15 protein-coding genes are annotated in these 13,895 nt (G+C 59.7%); 9 read left to right on the top strand and 6 right to left on the bottom strand.

What is annotated here, in order from left to right:
- Positions 1–236 precede the first annotated feature (236 nt).
- A complete protein-coding gene (locus AC2FFD_RS01140) occupies positions 237–365 on the top strand; it encodes a hypothetical protein (protein ID WP_256367481.1) in 129 nt (42 codons plus the stop codon).
- A 336-nt stretch (positions 366–701) separates the two neighbouring features.
- Positions 702–1,484, top strand: a complete 783-nt coding sequence (locus tag AC2FFD_RS01135) for a Hint domain-containing protein (RefSeq protein ID WP_170346068.1) — start codon at positions 702–704, stop codon at positions 1,482–1,484.
- 119 nt (positions 1,485–1,603) lie between these two features.
- Here the strand turns inward: AC2FFD_RS01135 and AC2FFD_RS01130 are convergent, their stop codons facing one another.
- Positions 1,604–2,104 (bottom strand): Lrp/AsnC family transcriptional regulator, encoded by a 501-nt coding sequence (locus AC2FFD_RS01130; protein ID WP_152458979.1) that lies wholly within the window; start codon positions 2,102–2,104, stop codon positions 1,604–1,606.
- Positions 2,105–2,331: 227 nt separating this feature from the next.
- Between AC2FFD_RS01130 and trxB the strand changes: the two genes are divergently transcribed.
- From trxB to AC2FFD_RS01115, 3 genes are all read left to right on the top strand, one after another.
- On the top strand, positions 2,332–3,273 hold the full coding sequence (gene trxB / locus AC2FFD_RS01125; RefSeq protein WP_170346067.1) for a thioredoxin-disulfide reductase: 942 nt from the start codon (positions 2,332–2,334) through the stop codon (positions 3,271–3,273).
- Positions 3,274–3,489: 216 nt separating this feature from the next.
- On the top strand, positions 3,490–5,181 hold the full coding sequence (locus tag AC2FFD_RS01120; protein ID WP_480683687.1) for an adenylate/guanylate cyclase domain-containing protein: 1,692 nt from the start codon (positions 3,490–3,492) through the stop codon (positions 5,179–5,181).
- Positions 5,182–5,377: 196 nt separating this feature from the next.
- Positions 5,378–7,096 carry a bifunctional sulfate adenylyltransferase/adenylylsulfate kinase gene (locus AC2FFD_RS01115; protein ID WP_170346065.1) on the top strand — a complete coding sequence of 573 codons (1,719 nt, stop codon included), beginning with the start codon at positions 5,378–5,380 and terminating at the stop codon, positions 7,094–7,096.
- Between the two features lie 396 nt (positions 7,097–7,492).
- On the opposite strand, the gene AC2FFD_RS01110 is transcribed toward AC2FFD_RS01115, so the two are convergent.
- The 3 genes from AC2FFD_RS01110 to AC2FFD_RS01100 all read right to left on the bottom strand — a co-directional run bounded on the left by AC2FFD_RS01110 (position 7,493) and on the right by AC2FFD_RS01100 (position 9,111).
- A complete protein-coding gene (locus AC2FFD_RS01110) occupies positions 7,493–8,383 on the bottom strand; it encodes a PhzF family phenazine biosynthesis protein (protein WP_496871497.1) in 891 nt (296 codons plus the stop codon).
- Between the two features lie 84 nt (positions 8,384–8,467).
- Positions 8,468–8,692, bottom strand: a complete 225-nt coding sequence (locus AC2FFD_RS01105) for a DUF1150 family protein (protein ID WP_117872546.1) — start codon at positions 8,690–8,692, stop codon at positions 8,468–8,470.
- A 5-nt stretch (positions 8,693–8,697) separates the two neighbouring features.
- Positions 8,698–9,111: an Hsp20 family protein gene (locus tag AC2FFD_RS01100; RefSeq protein ID WP_058275530.1), complete on the bottom strand. Its 414-nt coding sequence runs from the start codon at positions 9,109–9,111 to the stop codon at positions 8,698–8,700.
- A gap of 163 nt (positions 9,112–9,274) precedes the next feature.
- Between AC2FFD_RS01100 and AC2FFD_RS01095 the strand changes: the two genes are divergently transcribed.
- From AC2FFD_RS01095 to AC2FFD_RS01080, 4 genes are all read left to right on the top strand, one after another.
- Positions 9,275–9,499: a YdcH family protein gene (locus AC2FFD_RS01095; protein ID WP_152458986.1), complete on the top strand. Its 225-nt coding sequence runs from the start codon at positions 9,275–9,277 to the stop codon at positions 9,497–9,499.
- 76 nt (positions 9,500–9,575) lie between these two features.
- Positions 9,576–10,061 carry a 5-(carboxyamino)imidazole ribonucleotide mutase gene (gene purE / locus AC2FFD_RS01090; RefSeq protein ID WP_496871495.1) on the top strand — a complete coding sequence of 162 codons (486 nt, stop codon included), beginning with the start codon at positions 9,576–9,578 and terminating at the stop codon, positions 10,059–10,061.
- Complete coding sequence (locus AC2FFD_RS01085; protein ID WP_496871493.1) at positions 10,058–10,813, top strand: NAD(P)-binding domain-containing protein; 756 nt, start codon at positions 10,058–10,060, stop codon at positions 10,811–10,813. Before purE ends, AC2FFD_RS01085 begins: the two co-directional genes overlap by 4 nt.
- Positions 10,814–10,815: 2 nt before the next feature.
- A complete protein-coding gene (locus AC2FFD_RS01080; protein WP_496871492.1) occupies positions 10,816–11,883 on the top strand; it encodes a 5-(carboxyamino)imidazole ribonucleotide synthase in 1,068 nt (355 codons plus the stop codon).
- Between the two features lie 66 nt (positions 11,884–11,949).
- On the opposite strand, the gene AC2FFD_RS01075 is transcribed toward AC2FFD_RS01080, so the two are convergent.
- Entirely contained in the window at positions 11,950–13,101 is a 1,152-nt protein-coding gene (locus tag AC2FFD_RS01075) for an alpha-D-ribose 1-methylphosphonate 5-triphosphate diphosphatase (RefSeq protein WP_480683683.1), read from the bottom strand.
- Positions 13,098–13,871: an alpha/beta fold hydrolase gene (locus AC2FFD_RS01070; RefSeq protein ID WP_170346059.1), complete on the bottom strand. Its 774-nt coding sequence runs from the start codon at positions 13,869–13,871 to the stop codon at positions 13,098–13,100. The genes AC2FFD_RS01075 and AC2FFD_RS01070 overlap by 4 nt, the downstream gene beginning before the upstream one ends.
- Between the last annotated feature and the right edge of the window lie 24 nt (positions 13,872–13,895).

Genomic DNA, 13,895 nt, shown 5'->3' with positions numbered 1-13,895 from the left:
TTCCGCCACATTTGTTGTGTTTATCGGACTCAGAATCGTAACGAGTTTTGCCAGCTATCAGATGGTCTTCTGACGTCCCTGTTTCGGACGCTGGCGTGTTGAGTGAAAGGATGGACCGACCATAAATTTCTTGTCTGCAAAACATCCCGGATAAGCCTTATCCATGCCGCAAACATGCGTCACAAAAGGTTCATAACGGATGCGGGAAACAAACCCGTTCAGAGCAGGACCAGAACATGAAAACCAAGTCTCGCTTTCTCAAAGCCATGGTTGCCGCCACGCGGAGCCAGAAGCTGGAAATGCCGTGGAAGCGGGTATCAAGCCATTCTGTCAGGGTCGCCAGTCGCATCGCGGCACGACGCTGAGGCAGAAGCACCCTGAGGCCAAGCTGCCGGTCTCGATGGGGTGAACGCGCTTCGGGCAAGCTCCTGCCCGATGTGTGGTGTGTCACGATCTGAGGGGGTCGAGGCGAATTCAGGAGTTGTGTGTGTGTGCGGGCAATTTTCGCCCGTGAAGTACGAGTTTGTCTGGGGGGTCAATGTGTTGACCATTGGAAAGCGAGATTTTGTCGCAATGCGGGGTCCGACCGGCCGCCGCCCATGTGTCATCCATTTGTTTCAAGACAAAGAACCAGTTCGCCAGGTTGGTCTGTACGGGGATACGCCGCGCCTGACCGGACAATTTGAGGGGACGGAATATTTATGACTATTCCTAGTTCACTGGCCCGTGCGGCCAGAAATGCGATCGAAACGACAGCCATGCTGCGGGAAGCACCGCGGCCGGTTGCGAAACCAAAGGCCCAGCTGCGCCGGTATGAAGTCAGCAGCCTGTTGAAAAACGGAAACGTGGTTCAGACCAGACACATCGCGCCTGCCCTGCCGATGTTCGAAGACGCATTTTGCGCCTTCACGCGCGGATCGCTGGTTGAAACGGAACATGGGCCGATGGCCATCGAAGACCTGATGCCGGGAGATACGGTCCTGACCCAGGATGGCGCGTCCGAAACCGTGCTGTGGAAGGGATCTGTCACTCTGATCCCCGGACGTCCGGATTCGCGGGGCCGCACGCGGCCGCTTACGCGCATCACGGCGGATACATTCGGGATGCAAAAGCCGATGTCGGGTGTAATCGCCGGGCCTGCGGCGCGGATCGTGGGCACGCCGACGCATTTGCGGCATCTGCATGGGAATGGCCCGATTCTGACCCCTGTGTCCGAATTCCAGGATGGAACGGGCGTGATTGAAACAATGCCGCCGACGCCAGTTGAACTGTTTCACATTTGCCTAAAACGGCATTCCGTTATTCGGGTAGATGGTTTACAGTTCGAAACGTATCACCCAGGTGTGAACGCGGTCCGGATGATCAGCCACTCGTTGCGGTCGGTTTATCTGAACCTGTTCGCGCATATCGAATCGCTCAACGATTTTGGTCCGCTGCTGATGCCGCGCGCCGGAGACGGGGAAATCGACGCGATGACAGCCTGAGTGCGATAGCGATTACTGCATTATGGGGGGCATCATGCAGCTGGTACTAAGTTGGATTCTATCCTTGGCGGTGGCTGCCATGCTGCCACCAAACACCGCACCTGCAAAACGTCTGGGGGTTACGCCGTCCGGTTCATTCGTTCTTCCAGAACGTCGAACGGCACGCCTGGTTCGTCTTTTGCGCCGCGGATAACAAGCGATGTCTTGACGCTGGCCACGTTTGGCGTGGTCAGCAGTTCACCGGTCAGGAACTGCTGAAAACTGCTGAGATCAGGTGCGACGCATTTCAAGATGAAGTCCACCTCGCCGTTCAGCATGTGACATTCCCGAACCAGTGGCCACTCGCGGCAGCGCTCTTCGAACGCGCGCAGTTCGGTCTCGGCCTGACTGTCGAGCCCGACCATGGCGAACACCTGCACTTCGAATCCCAGCTCGCGGGAGTTCACCTCGGCGTGGTAACCGGTGATATAGCCGGATTCCTCCAGTGTGCGCACCCGGCGCAGACAGGGCGGCGCCGAGATTCCGACCCGTTTTGCAAGTTCGACATTGGTCATCCGACCGTCTGCCTGCAATTCCGCCAGAATCTTGCGGTCGATATCATCCAACCGAGTCGTGACCATCAAATGCTCCTGATTTTTGCGGTTCTTATATCAGCCCCCCACGCGCACGCAATAATGTTTCGCACATGCGCAATTTTCTTTGTTTTCAAATCCCTCATTTTCCCCGCACCCTACGCAGGGTCGCTTGCGAGGCCATAAACAGTAAGGGGCTTTAAGCCGGGTCTGTCGGTCGCTATATCGGGGCGACGGGCCAAAAGCCCAATTCAGGCAATTCGAGCGGGGATACCATGGCCGACACACGACACACCAAGGTTCTGATCATCGGATCGGGGCCCGCAGGATACACTGCGGGCGTTTACGCAAGCCGCGCCATGCTGGAGCCCATTCTGGTACAGGGCATCGAGCCCGGCGGCCAATTGACGACAACGACCGAGGTCGAGAACTGGCCCGGCGACACCGAGGTACAGGGCCCCGACCTGATGGTCCGGATGCAGGATCACGCCAAGGCCATGGGTTGCGAAGTGATCGGTGACATCATCAACGATCTGGATCTCAGCCAGCGCCCCTTCACCGCCAAGGGCGACAGCGGCACCACATACACGGCGGACGCCGTCATTCTGGCGACCGGCGCGCGCGCCAAGTGGCTGGGCCTGCCGTCGGAAGAGAAATTCAAGGGCTTTGGCGTTTCAGCCTGCGCCACCTGCGACGGGTTCTTCTATCGCGGACAGGAAATCGTGGTGATCGGCGGCGGCAACACGGCCGTGGAAGAGGCCCTGTTCCTGACCAACTTCGCCAGCAAGGTGACTCTGATCCATCGCCGCGATGAGCTGCGCGCGGAAAAGATCCTGCAAGACCGGCTGATGAAGAACGACAAAATCGAACCGCTGTGGTTCCACCAGCTGGAAGAAGTGATCGGCACCGATGCGCCACTGGGCGTCGAGGGTGTTCGCGTCAAGCATGTCAAAACCGGAGAGATCACAGAAATCCCCTGCAAAGGCGTGTTTGTTGCCATCGGCCACGCGCCCGCGAACGAGCTGGTCAAAGACACGCTTGAAACGCATATGGGTGGCTATGTCGTCACCAAGCCGGGCAGCACGGAAACCTCGGTTCCGGGCGTGTTCGCGGCGGGCGATCTGACCGATCACGTCTATCGTCAGGCGGTCACAAGCGCCGGTATGGGCTGCATGGCGGCGCTGGATGCCGAACGGTTCCTGGCGGAAAACGAATAACGCGCGTTCTGAATACTCCGGGGCTGACCCGGCATTTTCAGAACCGCAGGCCGTCAGCCTTTTTCAGGACAGTGCCCCCGGGGTTTAAGGGGGCACCGCACAGCACAAGTTGCGGTGCAATCTCTGATCAGCAGCCGACGCCGCCTGCCAATCCCTTGACCCCCAGCCAGCGGCGTATCAGGATTGCTGAGGGAAAAGCGAAAAGCAGGTGAGCATTTGAACAACGCTCTTTGGCGCGGCGGGTGGTCAACCCGACTCAGGATCGTCAGTGGTCTTGTGTTGTTTGTTTTCGCATTCTTCCATTTCATAAACATTGGCTTGGGCCTGTTTCACACGGATTACCTGCACGGGATGCAGGACGGTCGGAAGGCCATCACCCGCCACAATGTCATCAGCGTGCTTTTCTATGCTGCTCTTTTCACGCATGCAGGTCTGGCCCTGACGTCGATCGCACAACGCAGAACCCTGCGGATGCCCTTCAGCACGGCCTTGCAGGTCGGACTGGGCTTGCTGATTCCGCTGCAACTGATCTCGCACATCGTTCACACGCGGGTCGCGCACGAGGTCTATGACGTCAACGACGAGATGGGATACATCATCATTCTGATGTGGCCCAGTATCGCCGTATGGATGCAAAGCGCCTTGTTGCTGATCGTTTGGATACACGGCTGCATCGGCTTGCATATGTGGCTGCGGCTGACCCGGTGGTGGTCGCGGGTCGCGCCCTATCTGATCGGTGTTGCGGTTTTCGTGCCTTTTTTCGCGTTGGCCGGCCTGCTGACCGAGGGGCGCCGCATATGGGCCGACTTCGCTGATGAATTCCTGCGCGAGCAATATATCGAGCACTACAATTGGCCGTCGCCCGAGACCTTCCAGACCCTGTTCAGTGTAAAAGACTATGGCCTTATGGTGTTCTGGCTGGCCCTTGGTGCAACGGGTCTGGTTTACATCGGGCGCAAACTGTGGCGGCGCAGGCATTCGGTGCGCGTGCGTTACGCCAAAGGGCCTGAAGTTGTCGCGGAAAAAGGCATGACCCTGCTTGAGATTTCGCAGGTAAACGGCGTCCCGCATGCGGCCCTGTGCGGCGGAAAGGGGCGCTGCACCACTTGCCGTGTCATCGTGGAGGATGGCAACGACGCCCTGCCGCCGCCCGGCGATGTCGAAGCGCGCAGCCTTGCTGCTGTGGGTGCATCGTCACAGACGCGACTGGCCTGCCAGATACGCCCGACAGAACCCACCACCGTTTTTCGGGTCTTCAGGCCAGATGGCGGACGCATACGCGGACATGCCAGTCAGGGTCAGGAACGCCAGTTGGCTGTTCTGTTTCTGGACATGCGCGGCTTTACCGCGCGCACGACCGGCCAATTGCCTTATGACATCGTGTTCCTGCTGAACCGGTTTTTCGACGCCGTCGTGCCTGCCATCACCAAGGAAGGCGGTGTCGTGGACAAATACATGGGAGACGGGCTGCTGGCCGTTTTTGAAAAGCCGAATGCAGCGGCGTCCGCCCGTGCCGGATTGAAAGCCGCCATCGACATCAGCCACGCCCTCGATGAATTCAATGCACAGCTCGAGGCCGAAGGCAGCCCCGGCATTCGCATCGGGATGGGTCTGCATCTTGGGGATCTGGTGGTGGGTGAGATCGGCGCGGCGGGGCATGCGTCGAAAACCATAATCGGCGACGCCGTCAATGTCGCCAGTCGCCTTGAAAGCGAAACCAAGGCGCTGAAGGTCGAACTGCTGGTCTCGGAAGCGTTGCTGAAGGCCGCAGATGTCGTCGTGCCACAGGACGAAATCAGGTTGTTCCAGTTGCGCGGCGTGTCTGAACCGATTCCCGCCCTGCCAGTCACCCGTGCGTCCATACTTGAGCAAAACGTCACAAAACAGGAACAGAAATACTCCGCTTGAACGAATAACCTCTGATTGCAAGGATCAGATCATCGATTTGACTTGTGAATTAGAAATTTCTTCCAATTCAAAAATATTCGGCGCATATCCTCCTTTGTTACATTGACGCCTGTGGACTTCGCCTGTCAGCCGGTGCAAACGCCTCGAAACCGCCCGATATCCACTGGCAAATCAACACTGCTACAAGAGTATTCCGATGACGATGTTAAGCAATCTGGCCCCGATCTCCGAACTGTATGTGTCATACGATTCGGCGCAGAAGCTGAAGGTGGAAGCTGCCGATCTGACCAGCTGGGATCTGAGCCCGCGTCAGATCTGCGACCTGGAACTGCTGATGAATGGTGGCTTCAACCCGCTCAAGGGATTTCTGAGCGAAGCAGATTACGACAATGTGGTCGAGAATATGCGTCTGGCCGATGGAACGCTTTGGCCAATGCCCATCACTTTGGATGTCAGCGAAGACTTCGCGGATCGGATCGAACTTGGGCAGGACATCGCTCTGCGCGATCAGGAAGGCGTGATCCTGGGCACCATGACCGTGACCGACCGCTGGACCCCGGACAAGGCGCGCGAGGCCGAGAAGGTCTTTGGCGCCGATGACGACGCTCACCCGGCGGTGAACTATCTGCACAACGTGGCCGGCAAGGTTTATCTGGGCGGACCGGTGGTCGGAATCCAACAGCCCGTGCATTACGATTTCCGTGGCCGCCGCGACACGCCGAATGAATTGCGCGCCTATTTCCGCAAACTGGGCTGGCGCCGCATCGTGGCCTTCCAGACCCGCAATCCACTGCACCGCGCGCATCAGGAGCTGACCTTCCGCGCCGCCAAAGAGGCACAGGCCAACCTGCTGATCCACCCGGTCGTGGGCATGACCAAACCGGGCGACGTCGATCACTTTACCCGTGTGCGCTGTTATGAGGCGGTGCTGGACAAGTACCCCGCCTCGACCACCTCGATGAGCCTACTGAACCTGGCCATGCGCATGGCTGGCCCGCGCGAGGCCGTCTGGCACGGCCTGATCCGCGCCAACCACGGCTGCACCCACTTCATCGTTGGCCGCGACCACGCGGGCCCCGGCAAGAACAGCAAAGGTGAGGATTTCTACGGCCCCTATGACGCGCAGGATCTGTTCCGACAGTTCCAGGACGAAATCGGCGTTGAAATGGTGGATTTCAAGCACATGGTCTATGTGCAGGAACGCGCCCAGTACGAACCGAATGACGAGATTCTCGACAAGGACAACGTCACGATCCTGAACATCTCGGGCACCGAACTGCGCCGCCGCCTGCGTGAAGGGCTGGAAATCCCCGAGTGGTTCTCGTTCCCCGAAGTGGTCGAGGAACTGCGCCGCCGCTTCCCGCCGCGCTCCAAGCAGGGTTTCACCGTCTTCTTCACCGGCTTTTCGGGCTCGGGCAAGTCGACCATCGCCAACGCGCTGATGGTCAAACTGATGGAGATGGGCGACCGCCCGGTGACGCTGCTGGATGGCGACATCGTGCGAAAGAACCTCAGTTCGGAACTGGGCTTCTCGAAAGAGCACCGCGACCTGAACATCCGCCGCATCGGGTATGTGGCCTCCGAGATCACCAAGAACGGCGGCATCGCCATCTGCGCCCCGATCGCGCCCTATGCCACGACACGCCGCGCGGTTCGGGAAGAGATCGAACAGTTCGGTGCCTTCTGCGAGGTGCATGTGGCCACCAGCATCGAGGAATGCGAACGCCGCGACCGCAAGGGCCTTTACAAGTTGGCGCGCGAGGGCAAGATCAAGGAATTCACCGGAATTTCGGACCCTTACGATGTTCCGGAAGACCCGGAACTACGGGTCGAAACCGAGAATGTCGAGGTCGACAATTGCGCCCATCAGGTGCTGCTGAAACTTGAAAGCATGGGCCTGATCGCAGCAAACTGATTGCGGTCTCATCTGATTGTATTGGGCGGCCTCCGGAGATTCCGGGGGCCGTTTTTTTGGCTTTCAAATGACGATAGCCGCTGGTCCTGATGCTGTTCAGGACCTCAAGGCGGGTGTGAAACTGAGATAGCGAACAGATCTCCGGCCATTGTCAGCTTCTGGTTTGGATCCGACCTGAGCTTGTCGGAGCACCTCTGCCTTCAGTCCTTTCCGGATCAAGGACACCGCTTCGTCCTGTGCGTCGCATCCGAGGTCGGCGACCTTTGAACTTATGCTGGATTCTGTTTTGTCGGCAAACCCGACCCAACCCAGGCGTGAGCCCAGATTGCGGCTGTGCTGGATGTAACCTGCCGCCTCCGGCCAGAATGTCGGGGGCAGCCCTCGGTCAACGCCCGCTCATTTTATCGGCGCTTCCGGAAGGTCAACCTGCCCGCGCATCAGGATATGCCCCTGACCGAAAACCTTGATGCCTGTCATCGCATCAGGCGGGCCGACACGCGTGACGGTGGCTTTCCCGGGGCGCCCCATATCGTGACCCTGCTCGGCGATGAAGCTTTCCTTTTTCATCAACCCGTGTTTCCACAAATAGGCGGCCATCGCACCGGTGGCAGACCCGGTAAACGGATCTTCGGGCGGGCTGGGCGGTGCCATGAGAAGGCGCGAAAACGTATCCCCCTCATCGGTTGCCCCTTGCAGCGTGACAAGAAACGGTTCGGCCATATCCGAGCCGGAATACCCCGCGGTTTCAGCCACTTTGCGCAATGGGCCTTCAACCAGTTGAGCGGCCCGCAATGCCGTATGATCCCGCAGAACGGTGATGCAGAACGGCAAGCCGGTTGAAACCATCTGAGGCGGCGAAATGATGGCTTCCTGTGGCAGGCTGATCGCCTTCGCCACCAGTTCCGCAGGCACATGCGCTCCGAATTGCGGTGCGACCTGAGTCATTTCGATCTGCTCATCCTGCAACCGGATCGAGACCAGACCCGCACCGGTTTCCAGCGTCAGACTATCGCCCGAGATCATGCCGCGGGATCGCATCGCCGCGACGGTGGCGATAGTCGGATGCCCCGCGAAAGGGATTTCGCGGCTGGCCAGAAAATAGCGGACGCGGATGTCGGCCACCTCGGACGAGCCGGTAAAGGTGCATTCGACCAGAGAGGTTTCGCGCACATAGGCCATGCAGACCTGTTGCGTCAGGCGCGCACCTTCGTGGACGACGGCACATCCGTTGCCGCCGAAGGCGCGATCACTGAAGGCGTCCACCCAGTCAAAGTCAAACCAGCCCATGGTGCCGCTCCTGCCTGTGCATGTGCGGCAAGATCACCGCATGAAAAGAAAATGCCACTTCGTTTCAGCAGAGATTTCGGCCGCCTAGTGAACGGCCACCGGAGACAGATCATGTTCGCGCGCCAGCACAAAGGCCAGCTTGCGGTCTGCGACCAGCGCCAGTTGCTGCCCGTCGGAATCGTGGACGGCGTAAAGCTGATCCAGATCGCCTGCCTGTTCACGAACTTCCCGAGGCAATTCAGATACTTCAACCGTTTTGACATAGACAATACGGTTGCCTTCGGTGTTGATTTCAATCGGTGTATTCATTGCTCTTACCCCTTCCGTATGTTGATCGTCTGAACCACGGTTTCCGGCACGGCGCGGGTCAGATCCACATGCAGCAGACCGTTTTCCATGATCGCCTCGCCCACTTCGACACCGTCGGCCAGCACGAACATGCGCTGGAACTGACGCGCCGCAATGCCGCGATGCAGGAATATGCGCCCCTCGCTGTCGTCGCGCTGACGACCCCGGATCACCAACTGGCGATCCTCGATTGTGATTGACAGATCCTCTTCGGCAAACCCGGCCACCGCAAGAGTGATGCGGTAGGAGAAATCCGACGTCTGTTCGATGTTGTAGGGCGGGTACCCTTCATTTCCGGCCTTTGCAGACCGTTCCAGAAGGCGTTCCAACTGCTCGAACCCCAAAAGATGCGGGTATGAGCCAAGAGTAAGTTTCGACACGTATTTTCGTCCTTCATTGTCAAAGCGACGTGGTGTGCGGCCCCGTTCTGGCAACCGCCTGCAATAGAATATGGGAAGAAACCAGGATGTCCACAAGGTCTGGCGCGATAACGTCTGACACACTATCTTGTTGGCCAAGCACCACAACCAACTCGAGTCGCCAATGAACGCGCCTACCGATCTTTCGATGAAAACAGATGAAGTATTGCGCGTTGAGCTTGAGGTCTTCCGCCGGCAGCACCGCGATCTGGATGAGGCGATTCAGGCATTGCATGACAAAGGAACGGCCGATCAACTGACCTTGCGGCGCCTGAAAAAAGAGAAACTGCGCCTGAAAGACATCATCCGCCTGATCGAAGACCGCCTGACCCCCGATATCATCGCCTGAACGCCCTGTACCGCATTGCCAGCCAACCGGATTTGGCTATAGTGCGCGCTCTTTCTGAGCGCGGGGACGTATGCGGATGAGCGATGTGAAAGTGGGGATCATCATGGGCAGCCAGTCGGACTGGCCCACGATGAAGGAAGCCGCGGATATTCTGGACGAACTGGGCGTCGCCTACGAAGCGCGCATCGTATCGGCCCACCGCACGCCGGACCGGCTGTGGGACTATGGCAAAACCGCAGTTTCGCGCGGGTTGCAGGTGATCATTGCAGGTGCGGGCGGGGCGGCGCATCTTCCGGGCATGATGGCGTCGAAAACGCGGGTGCCTGTGATTGGCGTCCCGGTGCAGACCCGCGCCTTGTCGGGCGTGGATTCGCTGTATTCCATCGTGCAGATGCCCAAGGGTTTCCCGGTGGCAACCATGGCGATCGGGTCCGCCGGCGGGGCCAATGCCGGCCTGATGGCGGCGGGCATTCTTGCATTGCGGGATGATGCTTTGGCGGAACGGCTGGACAACTGGCGTGACGCGTTGTCAGCATCGATCCCCCAGGAACCGCAGGGATGAGCCGGATCGGCTTTGTCGGCACCGGCCATATCGCCGCGCCGATCGCGCGGCTGATGGCCGCCAAGGGGCACCAGATCAGCGTGACCGAGCGCAACGCCAAAGTTTCTTCTGCCTTGAAGGCGGAACTGGGCGCGACCATCGCCAAGCCTCAGACCGTGATTGACACCTCGGACATCGTTTTTCTGTGCCTGCGCCCGCATATTGCGGCCGACGTTCTGGACCCGCTGATCTTTCGTGCCGATCAGCAGGTCGTGTCGGTCATGGCGTCGGTGCCCGCCGAGCAACTTGCCGCGCTTTGCGCCCCTGCGTCGGATTTCGTGCAGACCATCCCGCTGGGGTTTCTGGAAACCGGCGGCTGCCCGATGGCGGCGTTTGGCAATGACCGCCTGCTGGCGGATCTGTTTGAGCCCGAGAACCCCGTGGTCAAGGTTGCGGATGAAGCCGCGCTGAATGCGCATTTCGCCATTTGTGCCATGGTTCCCGGCATTCTGGACCTGATGGCAACGGGTGCCGAATGGCTGGGTGACGCAACCGGAGATACGGACGGGGCCGAGTTCTATACAACACAGTTGATGGTGGGCTTTCTGGCCTCGATGAAAAAAGGCACAGCCGGCCGGTTGGCGCAGGAGCGTGACGCCCTGGCGACAGAGGGCACGCTGAGCCTGCAAATGACGGACGCCCTGAAGGACGGGCGCGCGCATGAGGCGCTGCGTTCCGCGCTTGGCGCTATTGGCAAACGTTTGGAGAGTTGAAGATGGCGGAAATGCTCGCCCAAGGTGCAGTGATCGGGATTCTGGGGGGCGGTCAGCTGGGGCGGATGCTGTCCGTGGCAGCCGCCAGGCTGGGTTTTGTCAGCCATATCTACGAACCGGGTGCGAACCCGCCGGCGGGGCAGGTTGCGGATCGCGTCACCACTGCGGCTTATGATGATGCAGAAGCGCTGAAAGCCTTTGCCGGTGCCGTCGATGTCATCACTTATGAGTTCGAGAACATCCCGACAGAAGCACTGAACATTCTGGAAGCGCACCGTCCGATCCGCCCCGGGCGCGAGGCATTGCGGGTCAGCCAGGACAGGTTGACCGAGAAGACATTTCTGCAAGAGCTGGGTCTGAAGACGGCCCCGTTTGCGGATATTGCCGACCTGAACAGCCTGAATGCGGCGATCGAACAGATCGGGACGCCCGCCATCCTGAAAACCCGTCGCTTCGGCTATGACGGCAAGGGACAGGCCCGGCTGCGCAAGCCTGAGGATGCCGAGGCCGCTCTGGCCGATATGGCCGGTGCACCAGCCATTCTGGAAGGGTTCGTGGATTTCTCGCACGAGGTGTCGATCATCGCGGCCCGTGGTCTGGACGGTCAGGTTGCCTGTTTCGATCCGGGTGAGAATGTGCACCGCGATGGCATCCTGCGCACCACCACCATCCCTGCCCGCCTGTCCCCCGCCCAGCGCACAGACGCAATCCTGCTGGCGGCGAACATCCTGAACGCACTCGAATATGTCGGCGTGATGGGGGTCGAGCTGTTCGTGACGCCCGGTGGCCTGATCGTGAATGAGATCGCTCCGCGGGTTCACAATTCGGGCCACTGGACGCAGAACGGCTGTGCTGTCGACCAGTTCGAACAGCATATCCGCGCCGTGGCAGGCTGGCCTTTGGGGGACGGACAGCGCCATTCCGATGTGGTGATGGAGAACCTGATCGGCAACGACATGGACCGCGTACCAGAACTGGCCCGTGAGCGGGACGTGGCGCTGCATCTCTACGGCAAGGCCGAGGTAAAGGCCGGGCGCAAGATGGGGCATTTCAACCGCATCAAACGTTGAGGGTGTCGCGCCTGCGCGCGACGCCTTCGGCGAGAGTATTTGGGAAAAGATGAAGGTTTTGCGGGTCTACCCGAAAAACCGGGCGGCGATGTCGCCTGACATGTAACTGACGCGCCCACCAGCCAGGGTGGCAGCAACGCGATGGGTATCCGCATCCAGGATGACCAGATCCGCGCGTCTTCCCGGCGCGAGCGTGCCCCTGTCCTGCATGTCCAGCACCCGCGCGGGGCCGGACGAGACCAGCGCCCAAGCATCGGCCAGATCCAGCAGACCGGTTCTGGCCAGCATCAGCGCCGCGCGGCGCGGGCTGGGATAGTGGTAATCCGAGGCCAACGCATCACAAAGCCCCATGGCGATCAGTTCGACGGCGCTGGCATTCCCCTTGTGCGACCCGCCCCGCACAACGTTGGGAGAGCCAAGGATAACGTGATCCCCGGCGGAACGCGCGGCCTCGGCGGCTTCAAGCGTTTCGGGGAATTCGGCAATACGCACGCCTTGGTCGCGCCACCATGCCCTTGTCTCGGCGGTCGCGTCATCATGGCTGCCCAAGCGCACCCCCATTGACACAAGTTCGGCGCTGAGTGCTTCGACGGCAGCGGGAACCTGGCTCCTGCGGGCATGCATATTGAGCAGCATCTCAAAATGCGCGTCCGGGTTGCGTCCGGCCTTCAGTGCCTGACCGGTCAGGCGCGGTGGCTTTTTGCCCTGCGCCAAACGATCATGCGGCAGGTGATCATTGAACACCACATAAGGCACCTGCCATTCGGCGATGCGACGGGCCAGACCCTCGTAATCCCCTAACATGTTGGTTTCGAAACGCAATTGCGGGATCAGATCGGTGACGGTGCTGTCCTTGACCGCAGCTATTGCCCGAAACACCTGCGCGGCAAACTCGGGGCCGCGCACGCCACCTTCCCAACTGTAGAACTGGGCCAGAACGGCGGTGGTGATGCCATTGGCGGCCAGTTCGGCTTCGGCTGCCAGAATGCCTTCGTTCATCTGCTTCATCGCGCCGCGCCGAGGGGCGATGTGGCGTTCGAACCCGTCCCCGTGCAGATCGACGATACCGGGCAGGACAAGATAACCGCTCAGGTCAACCCTGCGCCCGGTCCGATCTTGCTGAATGACGCCCTCTGCTATCGAGAGATCGCAGCGCGAAAGACCCTCCTCCGGCAACAGGACCTCTGCGCCGGTCAAAACCAGGTCCAGTGCAGTCATCGTGTGGACTCCGAGTCAGGTTCCGAGCAATCCTGCCCGATGCAGATCTCGTCGATTATCTCCATCACGCCGTCCAGCCAGGTGATCTGCCGATCGAACCGGCCGAATTCGATGAAATGCAGCGCCTGTGCCATAACCAGCGGGTTGTTCATCATGAAGGTGTGGGTCACGGGCAGAACAATGTGATCGGCCATCCCTTCGACCTTGGTGGTTTCAACCGAAACCTTGCCGTCATCCGGCCCGTCGATCAGCGATGAAAACAGCGGGTTGAGCGAATTCTCACCCGCGATCACCCCCAGTTCAAAATCCACCGGCGGCAGGCGGCGCGGAATGCCTTCGGGACCGGTGCCCAATTGCAGGCCCGCCGGGCCGTTCAGATACCCGAACACTTCCCATGCGCTCAGTTCATCGACCAGTTGGCTGCCCTGATTGGGCGGGCCGAGCATGACGACACGACCCAGGTTCTCGGGCCGATGGTCCTTGAGCCAATAGCGCAACAGAATACCGCCCATGGAATGCGCAACGACATTGGCTTTGTCATCGCCACAGGCTGCAAGCGCGTCCGGGATGGTTTGCTCTGCCAGTTCCGGAATACCGATTTCAGTCGATGGATACCCGTGGCGCACAACAGTATAGTCATGCGCCTTGAACAGCTGCTCCATCACGGTAAACGAGGCCTCGGTGCGCGCAAGACCGTGCAGAAGGATCACGCATTTCGCACTGGCTGCGGCTGGAACGAGGCAGAAGAGCAAGGCAATCAGAAGTTTCATAACCGCCAGATAAAGCCTATCTGC

Source organism: Ruegeria sp. YTSC002 (assembly GCF_059609845.1).
The sequence above is the reverse complement of the archived record's forward strand: the minus strand, read 5'-3'. Positions and strand labels throughout refer to the sequence as shown.

Coding starts and splice junctions, on each gene's coding strand:
- AC2FFD_RS01105 (WP_117872546.1), bottom strand. CDS start 8,692: ATGAATACACCGATTGAAATCAACACCGAAGGCAACCGTATTGTCTAT.
- AC2FFD_RS01075 (WP_480683683.1), bottom strand. CDS start 13,101: ATGACTGCACTGGACCTGGTTTTGACCGGCGCAGAGGTCCTGTTGCCG.
- AC2FFD_RS01085 (WP_496871493.1), top strand. CDS start 10,058: ATGAGCCGGATCGGCTTTGTCGGCACCGGCCATATCGCCGCGCCGATC.
- AC2FFD_RS01140 (WP_256367481.1), top strand. CDS start 237: ATGAAAACCAAGTCTCGCTTTCTCAAAGCCATGGTTGCCGCCACGCGG.
- AC2FFD_RS01130 (WP_152458979.1), bottom strand. CDS start 2,104: ATGGTCACGACTCGGTTGGATGATATCGACCGCAAGATTCTGGCGGAA.
- purE (WP_496871495.1), top strand. CDS start 9,576: ATGAGCGATGTGAAAGTGGGGATCATCATGGGCAGCCAGTCGGACTGG.
- AC2FFD_RS01095 (WP_152458986.1), top strand. CDS start 9,275: ATGAACGCGCCTACCGATCTTTCGATGAAAACAGATGAAGTATTGCGC.
- AC2FFD_RS01110 (WP_496871497.1), bottom strand. CDS start 8,383: ATGGGCTGGTTTGACTTTGACTGGGTGGACGCCTTCAGTGATCGCGCC.
- AC2FFD_RS01080 (WP_496871492.1), top strand. CDS start 10,816: ATGGCGGAAATGCTCGCCCAAGGTGCAGTGATCGGGATTCTGGGGGGC.
- trxB (WP_170346067.1), top strand. CDS start 2,332: ATGGCCGACACACGACACACCAAGGTTCTGATCATCGGATCGGGGCCC.
- AC2FFD_RS01115 (WP_170346065.1), top strand. CDS start 5,378: ATGACGATGTTAAGCAATCTGGCCCCGATCTCCGAACTGTATGTGTCA.
- AC2FFD_RS01070 (WP_170346059.1), bottom strand. CDS start 13,871: ATGAAACTTCTGATTGCCTTGCTCTTCTGCCTCGTTCCAGCCGCAGCC.
- AC2FFD_RS01135 (WP_170346068.1), top strand. CDS start 702: ATGACTATTCCTAGTTCACTGGCCCGTGCGGCCAGAAATGCGATCGAA.